A 13,293-nucleotide genomic window follows, 5' to 3' on the forward strand; every position below is an offset into this window, starting at 1 on the left:
GCCGCCCCGCTTGCGTTTGTCGCGCTTCCCCTCTATATGCGCGCTCATTCCACACACGGACTTTGGTGTCTGCCCGGGAGAAATCCGGCTGAAACCTCCGGTGGCGTTAGAGGACATCGTCCAAAAATGCCTGTGTCCGTGGAGGCTAACCGGAAAGGAAAATGAGAATGGCTCTGCCTGATTTCAGCATGCGCCAGCTTTTGGAAGCTGGCATTCACTTCGGCCACCAGACCCACCGCTGGAACCCGAAAATGGCGCCCTACATCTACGGCGCCCGCAACAACATCCACATCATCGACCTCTCGCAGACGGTGCCTTTGCTGCACCAGGCGCTGAAGCAGGTTTCCGACACCGTTGCCAAGGGCGGCCGCGTGCTGTTCGTCGGCACCAAGCGCCAGGCGTCCGACATCGTTGCCGATGCGGCGCAGCGTTCGGCCCAGTACTATGTCAATTCGCGTTGGCTCGGCGGCATGCTGACCAACTGGAAGACAATCTCGAATTCGATCCAGCGCCTGCGCAAGCTCGACGAGATGCTGGCCGGCGAGGCCCAGGGCCTCACCAAGAAGGAGCGCCTGAACCTCGACCGCGAGCGCGAGAAGCTCGACAAGGCTCTGGGCGGCATCAAGGACATGGGCTCGACGCCTGACCTGATGTTCGTGATCGACACCAACAAGGAAGCGATCGCCATCCTCGAGGCCAAGCGTCTCGGCATCCCGGTCGTCGCCATCATCGATTCGAACTGCGATCCGGACAAGATCGACTTCCCGATCCCTGGCAATGACGACGCGGCCCGCGCCATCCAGCTCTATTGCGACCTGATCGCCAAGGCTGCGATCGACGGCATCGCCCGTCAGCAGGGCGCGCTCGGCGTTGATATCGGCGCTTCGGTCGAAGCCCCGGTCGAGCCGGCGCTCGATCCGGCTCCGTCGACCGAGACCCCTCAGGCGTAAAACGGCGAGGGCCGGTTCCGGCCTTCATCTTTCTAATATTTTGGCACGCTAAACGGACGCATCATCGAGTAGCGGTGGTGCGTCGGTGCATTTAAAACAAAGAGGCGACAATGAGCATTTCGGCTGCACAGGTCAAAGAACTCCGCGACTTGACCGGCGCGGGCATGATGGACTGCAAGGCGGCGTTGAACGAGACCAACGGCAACATGGAAGAAGCCGTCGACTGGCTGCGCAAGAAGGGCATTTCCAAGGCTGACAAGAAGGCCGGCCGCACCGCGGCCGAGGGGCTGATCGGCGTCGATGCCGGCGTGCGCGAAGCTGCCGTCGTCGAGGTCAATTCCGAGACCGACTTCGTCGCCCGCAACGCCGCGTTCCAGGAGATCGTCGCCAACGTTGCCAAGGTTGCTCTCGCCTACGGCACGACGGAAGCCGTGGCTGCCGCGAAGTATCCGGGTTCGGACAAGTCGGTCACCGACACCATCAAGGATGCGGTCGGCACCATTGGCGAGAATCTGGGCTTCCGCCGCTCGGCCAAGCTGACGGTTCCGCACGGCGCGGTTGCGACCTATGTCCACAACGCGGTCGCCGACGGCCTCGGCAAGCTCGGCGTGCTGGTTGCGATCGAAACCACCGGCAACGAGCATGCCGCCAATGCTTTCGGCCGTCAGGTCGCCATGCATGTCGCCGCCACCAACCCGATGGCGTTGACGGCGGAGCAGATCGATCCGGCAGCGGTCGAGCGTGAGAAGGCGATCTTCTCCGATCAGGCGCGCCAGTCCGGCAAGCCGGAAGCGATCATCGAAAAGATGGTCGAGGGCCGCATGCGCAAGTTCTACGAGGAAGTCGTGCTCTTGAAGCAGGCCTTCGTGCTCAATCCCGACATCACCGTCGAGAAGGCGCTGAAGGATGCCGAGAAGGAAATCGGCGCGCCGGCCAAGATCACGGCCTATTTGCGCTTCGCGCTCGGCGAGGGCATCGAGAAGGAAGAGACCGACTTCGCGGCGGAAGTCGCGGCGGCGGTCAAGAAGTAAACTTCCTACCGCTTTATGCCGAAAGCGTTTTTCGGCCGGATGTCCGCAGGGATGTCCGGCCGATTTCTTGTGCGGTGTCGATAAAGGCCCGTAGTTTCGGCGCCATCGCCGCACGGCGCGGGAAATAGAGGAAAAGGCCGGGTTCCTCGATTGCCGTTTGCGACAGGACCTGCACCAGGCGGCCGGCCGCAAGATCGGCGCGCGCCAGCGGTTCGAACATATAGGCAAGGCCCACTCCGGCTAGCGCCAGGTCAATCGCCGCGAGCGAATCCGTGACGACGACCGTACCGCCGGTCTGCATCACGACATCCTTGCCGTCTTCGGTCAAATCCCAGCGATAGAGGGCACCGGAGCGGACAAGCCGGTAGCCGATGCAATTGTGGTTGGCGAGATCGGCGACGCTGCGCGGACGGCCGCGGCGCCCGATATAGGCGGGAGAAGCGACGATGACGGTTTTGAACGGAGGCGTGAGCCGCACGGCCACCATGTCCTGCGCGATCATCTCGCCCAGCCGGATGCCGGCGTCAAAGCCTTCGCCGACGATGTCGACCAGCCCCTGATCGGCGAAAATCTCCACCGTAACGTCCGGATAGCGCTCGGCCATCGCCGCGACGACAGGCGTCACCGCCAATGGAATCGCGATGGTGGAGGCGTTGATCCTGAGCAGGCCGGAGGGCCTGCCCTTGACGCTGCGGATTCGATCGATCCGCTCGCCAATATCCTGAAGGGCAGGAGCCGCGGTCTCCACCAGCGCCTTGCCGGCTTCGGTCAGTGAGACGCTGCGCGTCGTGCGCGCGAACAAGGGCTGGCCGATGCGCTCCTCGACCAGCCGCACCGCATGGCTGACCGCTGACGGGCTCATGCCAAGTTCGGCGGCGGCAAGCGCGAAGCCGCCACGCCGGGCAACGGCCACGATGACAGGCAGATGCGTGAGGAGATCCCGATCCATTCATGCACGATATCGCATGGTGTTTGCAGACAATGCAATCTTATCGATGCCGACGCGGTGATCCACATTGTCGCCAACACGTCGGCGCCCCCACACATCGGCAATCGGCCGATGGCATCAAGGAGAAGAGACATGAATGCATTGAAGCACGTAACGTTCGCGGCAGGCATGGCGCTGGCGCCGATCGATGCCGGCGGGGCCGAACCTTCCGGCTGGCAGGCGCTCGCGGACGAACGCGCGGTCATCCGCATTGCGGACGCCATCGACCGCGCCGTCGACGCGCAGGACTGGAAACTGGCGCGCAGCTACTTCGCGGATCGGGTTATCGCTGATTTCAGCAGCCTGTCCGGGCAGCCTGCGGCCAACATCGCCTCCGACGAGCTGATCGGCACCTGGGCCGGCAATCTCAAGGGCTCGAAGAGGAGCCTGCATTTGCGCACCAATCACCAGGTCGTTCTCAAGGCGGACACGGCGACCGTCTGTTCGAATGGCTATGCCTGGAACCGGATGGAAGGCAATGGCGACCCGCTTTGGGAAGTCTGGGGCACCTATGAGCATCACCTGACGCGCTCCTCCTCCGGCTGGAAAGTCGACGGCTTCACGTTCCGCATGACGCATGAGCGCGGCAATCCTTGGGTCAAGGCGACCCCAGGCCTGTGAGGCCACAGCTTTCACCAGCAAGTATTGGAAAACGATCATGACCATGACCTATTACACCCTCGGCAATAGCGGCCTCAGGGTCAGCCGGCTGGCGCTCGGCACGATGACTTTCGGCAAGGAATGGGGCTGGGGAGCTGACAGGGAGACAGCCCGCGCGATGTTCGACGCCTATGTCGAGGCGGGCGGCAATTTCTTCGACACGGCGGACCTCTACACCGGTGGCACGGCCGAAGCCTGGCTTGGCGAATTCATCGCCGAGCGGGGCTTGCGCGACACCGCGGTAATCGCCAGCAAGTTCACCATGAACATGCAGCCGGGCAATCCGAATGCCGGCGGCAACGGCCGCAAGAACATCATGCGGGCGGTCGATGCCTCGCTGAAGCGGCTGGGCACCGACTATATAGATCTCTATCTCATGCATGTGTGGGACAGGCTGACGCCGGCCGAGGAGGTCATGCGCTCGCTGGACGATCTCGTGCGCGCGGGGAAAATTCGCCATGTCGGCCTGTCCGATGTGCCGGCCTGGTATGCGGGACGGGCACAGGCGATCGCCGAGCTGCGCGGGTATGAGCCGGTTTCTGCCCTGCAGCTCGAATACTCCCTGGCCGAGCGCTCGATCGAGAACGAGTTCGTGCCTTTCGGCACGCGCCATGGCGCCGGCATCATGGTCTGGAGCCCGCTCGCCAGTGGGCTGCTCAGCGGCAAGTATCGGCCGGCCCAGGCCGGAAATGCCGGCCGGCTCGACGGTTTCCGCAATTCGGCTCATCCGGGATTCCAGAAATTCACGGAGCGCAACTGGGCCATCGTGGCCGAACTCGAAAAGGTCGCATCCGAACTCGGCCGCAGCATGCCGCAGGTCGCGCTCAACTGGGTGGCGACGCAGCCGGGGATCGCCACGGTCATCCTCGGTGCGACGACGCTTGCCCAGATCAAGGACAATCTTGGCGCGCTGGATTTCGAGATTCCGCTAGGGCTTCGCGACCGGCTGGATGCGGTCAGCAGAACGCCGGCGCCGTTCCCTTATTCCTATTTCGGATCGCTGATACAGGCGCGCGTCACCGGTGGTGCAGCAACCGGCGACAAGCCCTCCAGCTACGCAACGCCGGTGCTTGTCGAGGGCGAGCCGGCCAGCGTGTCGACCGACTGATCGATCCCGCAGCTTGCCACCAATTTGCCGGTCGGGCGCCGCGTGACATCGCGGCGCCCTTCGTGTATCGGAACTCGGCATCATGCCAATGTTCGGGCGCGGCGCCTGCGCGAGGGCGGCCAGCCCAGGCGCGACCACATGAAAAATGACGAGGACCAGATGACGGTGAAGCCCCTCTACCGACGTGTCTTGCTGAAAGCGTCGGGCGAAGCGTTGATGGGCGAACAGCATTTCGGCATCGATGTCTCCGTCGTGGATCGCATCGCCGCTGACATCGCCGAGGCCCGAGCGCTTGGCATCGAGGTCGGCGTCGTCATCGGCGGCGGCAATATCTTCCGTGGTGTGGCTGTCGCCTCCAAGGGCGGAGACCGCGTTACCGGCGACCACATGGGCATGCTTGCCACGGTCATCAACTCGCTGGCGCTGCGCACCTCGCTGAACAAGATCGGCGTCGACGCCGTGGTGCTGTCCGCGATCGCCATGCCGGAGTTGTGCGAAAGCTTTTCGCAGCGCCAGGCCACCGCCTACATGAACCAGGGCAAGGTGGTGATCTTTGCCGGCGGCACCGGCAATCCGTTCTTCACCACTGATTCGGCGGCGGCGCTGCGCGCGGCCGAAATCGGCGCCGATGCGCTGTTCAAGGGCACGCAGGTCGATGGCGTCTATTCGGCCGACCCAAAAAAGGATCCGAATGCGACGCGTTTCGAGCGCATCAGCCATGCCGAAGTCATAAATCGAGGCCTTTCCATCATGGATACGGCTGCGATTGCACTTGCGCGCGAAAACAACATTCCGATAATCGTCTATTCGATCCACGAAAAAGGTGGTTTCGGCGATATTCTGAGGGGCGGCGGCCGCTGCACGGTCGTCGCGGACGGTTGATCCGGAGCCTGATCCCTGGAAAGGGAGACCGGCTTTTCGAAAATCAGGCTCGAACAGGGCCTTGCCCCGAGGCAGTGAACCCGCGGCAGACGGGTCGAGGAGACTAAGATGAGTGGTGAGTACGACGATCTCAAGCGGCGCATGGATGGGGCAATCGCCGCGTTCAAGCATGATTTGGCTTCGCTGCGGACCGGCCGCGCCTCCAGCAATCTGCTCGATGCCATCCAGGTGCAGGCCTATGGCACCACCATGCCGATCAACCAGGTGGCCAACGTCACGGTGCCGGAGCCGCGCATGATCTCGGTGTCGATCTGGGACAAGTCGATGGTCGGCGCCGTCGATCGCGCCATCCGCGAATCCAACCTGGGCTTCAATCCCATCGTCGACGGCACCAATCTGAGGATTCCGCTGCCGGAGCTCAACGAGCAGCGCCGCAAGGAACTGGTCAAGATCTCGCACGGCTATGCCGAGAATGCGCGTGTCGCCGCGCGCCATGTGCGCCGCGACGGCATGGACTTCCTGAAGAAGGCCGAGAAGGACGGCGTTATCAGCGAGGATGATCAGCGCAAGCGTTCGGATCAGGTCCAGAAGCTTACAGACGAAACGATCAGCACCATCGATCATCTGCTTTCCGACAAGGAAGCTGAAATCATGCAGGTTTAGGGTTGGCGGCCGGCTGACCCGAAAGCGAGATCATGACAACGCCCGCGCATGTCGCGATCATCATGGATGGAAATGGACGCTGGGCCAAGGCGCGCGGCATGCCGAGGCTTGCCGGTCATCGCGCCGGCGTCGAGGCATTGCGCAAAACGGTGCGCGCGGCGCCCGATCTCGGCATCTCCTACCTGACCGTCTATGCGTTCTCGTCGGAAAACTGGTCGCGGCCGAAGGCCGAGGTCAGCGACCTGATGGGACTGTTGAAGCTGTTCATCCGCCGTGATCTCGCCGAACTGCACCAGAGCGGCGTGCGGGTCAGGATCATCGGCGACAGGGCAGGGCTGCAGGCCGACATCCGAGGGTTGCTCGAAGAGGCCGAATCGCTGACCGCGCGTAACGAGTCCCTGACGCTGGTGATCGCCTTCAACTATGGCGGGCGCGACGAGATCGTCCGCACGGCGCGCAAGCTTGCCTTGGCCGCGGCGCGCGGCGAAATCGACGCCGAATCGATCACAGCAGAGAGCTTTGCCGGCTGTCTCGACACGCAAGGCATTCCCGATCCGGAACTGGTCATACGCACCAGCGGCGAGCTTCGCCTGTCCAACTTCCTCTTGTGGCAGGCCGCTTACAGCGAGCTCGTCTTCCTGCCTTGCTATTGGCCTGACTTCAGCCGCGAACACCTTGCCGAGGCGTTGCGCGAATTTGCCGGCCGCGAGCGCCGTTTCGGCGGAGTGGGCCCGCAAGACGTCGCTTCGCGACCGGCCGCGGGATGAGCAACCTTCAGCTCCGCGTCATTTCAGCGGTCGTGCTTGCCGTCATCGCCCTCGGCCTGACCTGGCTTGGTGGCCTGCCATTCCGACTGCTGTGCGCGGCCATGTCGGCGATGATCTTCTACGAGTGGACACGCATGTCGCGGCCAGCCGCGGCCCATGGGCTGGGCTTCCTGCCCGAGGCGCTGGCCGTCGTTTTCATCAGTGCCTTGATTGCCGGGCTTGCCGCATGGTGGCTGCTGCTGCTCGTCGCGATTCTGATCGCCGTTACGGCGACTGCCGCCCTGGTTCGCAAGGCCGGGCAGTGGGAGGCAAGCGGTCTTGCCTATGCCAGCGTGTCCGGCCTGTCGCTTGCGTTGTTGCGTGATGGCGACCTTCCGGGCCTCGTCGCCATCCTGTTCCTGTTCGCGGTCGTCTGGGCGACCGACATTTTTGCCTATTTCGTCGGGCGCGCCGTCGGTGGTCCCAAGCTGGCGCCGTCGATTTCGCCCGGCAAGACGCGCAGCGGCGCGGTCGGCGGCGCGGTTGGCGGCGTTGTCGCCGGGGTCGTGCTGGCAGCAGCCGCCGGTGCCGGCAATCTGGCCTTGCTTGGCCTCGTGGCGCTTGTGCTTTCGATTATCGCTCAGGCTGGAGACCTGTTCGAATCCTGGGTCAAGCGGCGGCATGGCCGCAAGGATTCGGGCGTGCTCATTCCAGGCCATGGCGGTGTCATGGACCGTGTCGACGGGCTTGTCGCGGCGGCTCTTGCCCTATACGTCATTGGCTGGATTTCGGCGGGCGCCGATCATCCGGCGCAGGGGCTATTTCCGATTTGAACGGTGTCGTTTCACGATCTGGTGCGGGCGTGCCTTGGATTCGCCTGGATTGATGTCACAGTCACCGCGACAGCGGAAGAATTTGAGGGCATGAGTTGAACGGGATTCTTCACGCGATTTTCAGCACCGAAGGCTTTTTTCTCGGCACGCTCGTGCCGTTTCTCTTCGTGCTGACCGTGGTCGTGTTCGTCCACGAGATGGGCCACTACCTCGTCGGTCGCTGGTGCGGCATCGGAGTCAGGGCCTTCTCGATCGGCTTCGGTCCCGAACTCATCGGCTTCAACGACCGGCATGGCACGCGCTGGAAGCTTTGCGCCATACCGCTTGGCGGCTATGTCAAATTTGTCGGCGACATGAACGCCACCTCCAGCCAGCCCACCTCGCAAGAGCTCGAAACGCTGACCGACGAGGAGCGCAAGGTTGCCTTCCACACCCAGGCCATCTGGAAGCGTGCGGCGACCGTGGTGGCTGGACCCCTGTTCAATTTCCTTCTGGCGATCGTCGTCTTCTCCGTGCTGTTTGCGTCCTATGGGCGTTATGTCGCAGAGCCCATGGTGGCGGAAGTCACAGCGGACAGTCCGGCGGCAAAGGCCGGCATCCAGCCTGGCGATCGATTCGTCAGTGTCGACGGCAGCAAGGTCGAAACCTTTGGCGATGTGCAGCGGCTGGTCTCGGGCCGCGCCGGCGATACCATCACCTTTGTCATGCTGCGCGGCGGCAAGGAAATCACGGTGACCGCGACGCCGCAGTTGATGGAGCAGCAAGACGCGCTCGGCAACAAGGTCAAGGTCGCAGTGATCGGCGTTGTCAACAACAAGGAACTCGGTCAGCCGCGTCTCATCACCTACACACCGGTCGGGGCGGTTGCGGCGGCAGTTGAGGAAACGGGCCACGTCATCGAACGCACCGGCCAGTTCTTGCAGCGTTTCGCCGTCGGGCGCGAGGACAAGTGCCAATTGGGCGGTCCCGTCAAGATCGCGGACATGGCCGGCAAGGCGGCGAAACTCGGTTTCGAATGGCTCGTGCAGCTCGTCGCGCTGCTCTCCGTTGGCATAGGTATTCTAAACCTTTTGCCGATTCCCCCCCTCGACGGCGGCCATCTGTTGTTCTACGGGGTGGAGGCCGTCATTCGCCGGCCGGTGTCGGAACGGATGATGGAAATGGCCTATCGGGCCGGTCTGCTCCTGGTCTTGTGCTTCATGGGTTTCGTATTCTGGAACGATCTGTTTGGGTGCTGAAATCATGAAGAAATTTGGCTTTGGCATGGTCGATGTTGAGACGCCGTTTACCATGCACGGGGATATGAGTGACGCGAAAGCCACGCACCAGGGTTAAGTAAATACAAATTAACCAGAAGCCTTGCGTGTAGGGAAAATCCGGTTAATACGGTAGGGGAAATTACCGCACGTCCGGTTTTCTCGCCGTGGGGACTACGAGAAAAGGTTATTAAGCCCGATGAAGGCAGCATCCAAGTTTCTGAGCGCCGCGTCAGCGGCGGCACTGTCCGCCGCTCTGGTCGTGCCAGGTGCGCTCGCAGTACAATTCGTTGCCACATCGGCGGCTGAAGCCGCTGTCGTCAGCAGGGTCGAGGTGAGCGGCAACCAGCGTGTCGACGCCGATACCATCCGCAACTACATCACCATCAAGCCCGGCAAGGCCTTCTCCAGTTCCGATGTGGACGCGGCCGTCAAGGCGCTGTTTGGCACTGGCCTGTTCTCGGACGTGCAGATCAATCAGGTCGGCTCGACGCTGGTGGTCAAGGTTGCCGAATACAAGGTCGTCAACCAGGTGCTGTTCCAGGGCAACAAGAAGCTCAAGGACAACGCGCTCCAGGCGGCGGTCCAGCTGAAGCCGCGTGGCACATTCTCGCAGGCGACGCTCGATTCCGACGTCGAGGCCGTGAAAGCCGCTTATAGGCGCATAGGCCGCGATGATGCAGGCGTGACCACGCAGATCATGGAACTCGGCGACAACCGCGTGAACGTGGTGTTCCACATCACCGAAGGCGACCGTACGCAGATCGCGGCGATCAATTTCGTCGGCAACAGCGCCTATTCGAGCCGCCGTCTGTCGGACGTGATCAACACCAAGCGTTCGTCCTGGGTGTCGTTCATCCTGCGCGACGACGTCTATGACGAGGACAAGCTGCGCGCCGACCAGGAGCTGCTGCGCCGCTTCTATTACAACCACGGCTACGCCGATTTCCAGGTCGTGTCGGCCGTCGGCGAACTCGACAATGCGACGAACAAATACACGGTCACCATCACCGTCCAGGAAGGCGAGCGCTACAATTTCGGCGATATCAGCGTCGAAAGCACGATCCCGGAAGTCGACTCCAAGTCGCTAGAATCGGTGGTCGAGACCCACAAGGGCGATGTCTACAACGCCAAGGATGTCGAGGACTCCATCATCGCTCTCACCGAGAAGGTGGCCGGTTCAGGCTATGCCTTCGCGCAGGTAACGCCGCGCGGCGATCGCAATTTCGAGAACCATACGATTTCGGTGGTCTATACGGTCGACCAGGGCACCAAGGCCTATATCGAGCGCATCGAGATCCGCGGCAATGACCGCACGCGTGACTATGTCATCCGCCGCGAATTCGATGTCAGCGAAGGCGATGCGTTTAACCAGGTGCTCATCCAGCGCGCGAAGAAACGCCTGGAAGACCTGAATTATTTTGACAAAGTCGAAATCTCGACGGTGCCCGGCTCGCAGCCCGATCAGGTCGTGCTTGTGGTCGACGTGGTCGAAAAGTCGACGGGTGAATTCTCCGTTGGCGCCGGCTATTCGACCGGCGGTGACTCGGCAGGCCCGTCCGTCGAAGGATCGATCACCGAGCGCAACTTCCTCGGCCGCGGCCAGTTCATCAAGCTGTCGGCGGGCGGCGGCAAGAATTCGCGCGACTACAGCGTGTCATTTACCGAGCCGTATTTCCTCGGACGGCGCATCGCCGCCGGCTTCGACATCTACAAGTCGACGAGGCAATACAACGACAACTATGACAGCGATACCGTAGGTGCGACGGTTCGCTTCGGGCTGCCGATCACCAACAGCATCACGACCCAGCTGGCGTATAATATCTCTCAGGAGAAGTATAAGGTCGACGACAGTTGCGGTCCTACCAGTGTCGGAGACCCAGACGGCGCCTGTACGATTTCGCCAGCCATCCTGGATGGCATCGCAGAAAGCCCCTGGATCAAGTCTTCGGTCAGCCTGGGATTGGTCTACAACACCATCGACGACATGAAGAACCCGCATGAGGGTATCTATGCCAACACGACGGTGGAGGTCGCGGGTCTCGGCGGCGATGCCAAGTTCGTGAAGATCACCGGTCGCGGCAGCGTCTATCAGACTCTGTCCGAACAGCTCGACCTTGTCGGCCTCATTTCAGGTGGCGCTGGCCACGTCGAGGGTTACGGCAACGAAGGTGGTCTGCGCATCTTCGATCAGTTCCAGAGTACCGACCGCATGATCCGCGGCTTTGCCTATGGCGGCATCGGTCCGGTCGACTCCTCCGGTGTTGGCGACCATCTGGGCGGCACGACCTATTTCAACGCCTCTGCCGAGGCCCAGTTCCCGCTGCCGGTCGTTCCCGAGAGCTTCGGCCTGCGTGGCGCGGTCTTCGCCGACGCTGCAACGCTCTACGGCAACAAGATTGCTGATCAGACACTGGTCGATCAGGACTCGACCGGCATGAAATTGCGCGCTTCGGTCGGCGTCGGCCTAATGTGGGCCTCGCCGTTCGGTCCGATCCGTATCGACTATGCGATCCCGGTCAAGAAGGAAGCGAGCGACGACGTGCAGGAATTCAACTTCGGCATATCGACCCGCTTCTGATCGGCGGCCAACGATGCTCCCGGATTTTTTTGGATCCGGGAGAAATGTTCCGACCTAGCTGGATATAGCTTCTGGAATGACCGATCCGGTGTTCTTCGCGCCATCACGCCGGTATACGGCGGCCGAAGTCGCGAATCTGACCGGCTCGGTGCTTGTCGATTCCGGCCAATCCGACGTTTCGATCGAGGCGCTGGCGCCGGCCCACGAAGGCGGCGCAAATGCGCTCGTCTTCGTCGACGGCAGGCGCAATTCCGCGCTGATGTCGTCATTGCGGGCGGCTGCGGTGCTGTGTCCGGCGGAATTCGCCAACAAGGCGCCGTCCGGCGTCGCCGTATTGATCCATCCGCGTCCGCAACAGGCATTCGCGCTGGTCGGCCGGCTGCTGTTTCCGACAGCCGCCACGCCGGGCCCAATGACCGGTGAAACCGGTGTTTCAGCGCATGCCCATATCGATCCGACCGCCCATGTCGAAGCTGGCGCCATAATCGAGGCCGGTGTGGTCATCGGGCCAGGCGTCTCGATCGGCAGCGGCACCGTCATCGCGCCAAACGCGGTCATTGGACAATCCTGCCAGATCGGCCGTGACGGCTATGTCGGCCCGGGCGCCAGCATCCAGTATGCGCTGATCGGCAATCGGGTCATCATCCATGGCGGCGCCAGGATCGGCCAGGACGGCTTCGGCTTTGTCGGCGGTGCCAAGGGCCCGGAACGCGTTCCCCAGATCGGACGGGTCGTCATCCAGGATGATGTCGAGATCGGCTCCAATTCCACCGTCGACCGCGGCGCCATGTCCGATACGATCATCGGTCAGGGCACCAAGATCGACAATCTCGTGCAGATCGCCCATAACGTCCGCATCGGCCGCAATTGCATAGTGGCGGGGCTTTCAGGTATTTCCGGTTCCGTGGTCGTGGGTGACAACGTTACGATGGGCGGTGGCGTCGGGCTCGCGGATCACTTGACCATCGGCTCAGGGGCCAAGCTTGCCGCCAGAAGTGGATTTATGAGCAATGTTCCCGCCGGCGAGATCTGGGGCGGTTATCCGGCACAGCCGATGGCGGAAGCCATGCGGGAGATAGCCATGTTGCGCACGATGGCCAGGGCACGCAAGCAGGGCAAGGACAATGGCTGATATGGTGGCGGCGACGACGCTGGAAGCGGTCGACATACTGGGGCTGATGAAGCTCCTGCCGCACCGCTATCCTTTCCTGATGATCGACCGCATCGTCGACATCGATGGCGACGATTCCGCCGTCGGCATCAAGAACGTCACCATCAACGAGCCGCATTTTCAGGGGCATTTCCCGGAGCAGCCGGTGATGCCGGGCGTGCTGATCGTCGAGGCCATGGCGCAGACGGCAGGCGCCATCTGCATCCGCAGCCTTGGGGCGTCGAAGCCGTCGCTGGTCTATTTCCTGACCATCGACAACGCCAAATTCCGCAAACCGGTCGTTCCCGGCGACCAGTTGAAGATTCACGTCAAGAAAATCAAGAAGCGCGGCAACCTGCTCAAATTCGCCTGCGAAGCCCTGGTCGATGGCACCAAGGCGGCCGAGGCCGAGATTTCAGCCATGATGGTCACCGGCGACTGACGA

At 62.3% G+C, this 13,293-nt stretch carries 13 protein-coding genes; 12 read left to right on the forward strand and 1 reads right to left on the reverse strand.

Going from position 1 to position 13,293, the window contains the following annotated elements:
* The first annotated feature begins 167 nt into the window (after positions 1–167).
* Together rpsB and tsf are read left to right on the forward strand one after the other, a co-directional pair.
* The gene (gene rpsB, locus CK226_RS21445) at positions 168–950 is read left to right on the forward strand and encodes a 30S ribosomal protein S2 (RefSeq protein WP_019858207.1); all 783 of its coding nucleotides are present in this window, start codon (positions 168–170) and stop codon (positions 948–950) included.
* 110 nt (positions 951–1,060) lie between these two features.
* Positions 1,061–1,981, forward strand: a complete 921-nt coding sequence (gene tsf, locus CK226_RS21450; protein WP_010909555.1) for a translation elongation factor Ts — start codon at positions 1,061–1,063, stop codon at positions 1,979–1,981.
* 13 nt (positions 1,982–1,994) lie between these two features.
* Here tsf and CK226_RS21455 read toward each other — a convergent pair whose 3' ends face one another.
* Complete coding sequence (locus CK226_RS21455) at positions 1,995–2,930, reverse strand: LysR family transcriptional regulator (protein ID WP_095793018.1); 936 nt, start codon at positions 2,928–2,930, stop codon at positions 1,995–1,997.
* 132 nt (positions 2,931–3,062) lie between these two features.
* Between CK226_RS21455 and CK226_RS21460 the strand changes: the two genes are divergently transcribed.
* The 10 genes from CK226_RS21460 (at position 3,063) to fabZ (ending at position 13,290) form a co-directional block, all read left to right on the forward strand.
* A complete protein-coding gene (locus CK226_RS21460) occupies positions 3,063–3,590 on the forward strand; it encodes a nuclear transport factor 2 family protein (RefSeq protein WP_095788819.1) in 528 nt (175 codons plus the stop codon).
* A gap of 37 nt (positions 3,591–3,627) precedes the next feature.
* Positions 3,628–4,737 (forward strand): aldo/keto reductase, encoded by a 1,110-nt coding sequence (locus CK226_RS21465; RefSeq protein WP_095793019.1) that lies wholly within the window; start codon positions 3,628–3,630, stop codon positions 4,735–4,737.
* 159 nt (positions 4,738–4,896) lie between these two features.
* A complete protein-coding gene (gene pyrH / locus CK226_RS21470; RefSeq protein ID WP_095774470.1) occupies positions 4,897–5,619 on the forward strand; it encodes a UMP kinase in 723 nt (240 codons plus the stop codon).
* Between the two features lie 108 nt (positions 5,620–5,727).
* Complete coding sequence (frr, locus tag CK226_RS21475; RefSeq protein ID WP_010909550.1) at positions 5,728–6,282, forward strand: ribosome recycling factor; 555 nt, start codon at positions 5,728–5,730, stop codon at positions 6,280–6,282.
* Positions 6,283–6,314: 32 nt separating this feature from the next.
* Complete coding sequence (locus CK226_RS21480; protein WP_095774337.1) at positions 6,315–7,049, forward strand: isoprenyl transferase; 735 nt, start codon at positions 6,315–6,317, stop codon at positions 7,047–7,049.
* Positions 7,046–7,861 carry a phosphatidate cytidylyltransferase gene (locus CK226_RS21485; protein ID WP_095793020.1) on the forward strand — a complete coding sequence of 272 codons (816 nt, stop codon included), beginning with the start codon at positions 7,046–7,048 and terminating at the stop codon, positions 7,859–7,861. The genes CK226_RS21480 and CK226_RS21485 overlap by 4 nt, the downstream gene beginning before the upstream one ends.
* 95 nt (positions 7,862–7,956) lie before the next feature.
* Positions 7,957–9,099, forward strand: a complete 1,143-nt coding sequence (rseP, locus tag CK226_RS21490) for an RIP metalloprotease RseP (RefSeq protein WP_095774339.1) — start codon at positions 7,957–7,959, stop codon at positions 9,097–9,099.
* A gap of 217 nt (positions 9,100–9,316) precedes the next feature.
* Positions 9,317–11,698, forward strand: coding sequence for an outer membrane protein assembly factor BamA (gene bamA / locus CK226_RS21495; protein WP_095774340.1), 2,382 nt, complete (start codon positions 9,317–9,319; stop codon positions 11,696–11,698).
* Positions 11,699–11,774: 76 nt separating this feature from the next.
* Complete coding sequence (lpxD, locus tag CK226_RS21500; RefSeq protein ID WP_095774341.1) at positions 11,775–12,830, forward strand: UDP-3-O-(3-hydroxymyristoyl)glucosamine N-acyltransferase; 1,056 nt, start codon at positions 11,775–11,777, stop codon at positions 12,828–12,830.
* Positions 12,823–13,290, forward strand: a complete 468-nt coding sequence (gene fabZ, locus CK226_RS21505) for a 3-hydroxyacyl-ACP dehydratase FabZ (protein WP_020628878.1) — start codon at positions 12,823–12,825, stop codon at positions 13,288–13,290. The genes lpxD and fabZ overlap by 8 nt, the downstream gene beginning before the upstream one ends.
* Positions 13,291–13,293: the final 3 nt, after the last annotated feature.

The sequence above is a fragment of the Mesorhizobium sp. WSM4311 genome, from assembly GCF_002295115.1.
Taxonomy (GTDB): domain Bacteria; phylum Pseudomonadota; class Alphaproteobacteria; order Rhizobiales; family Rhizobiaceae; genus Mesorhizobium.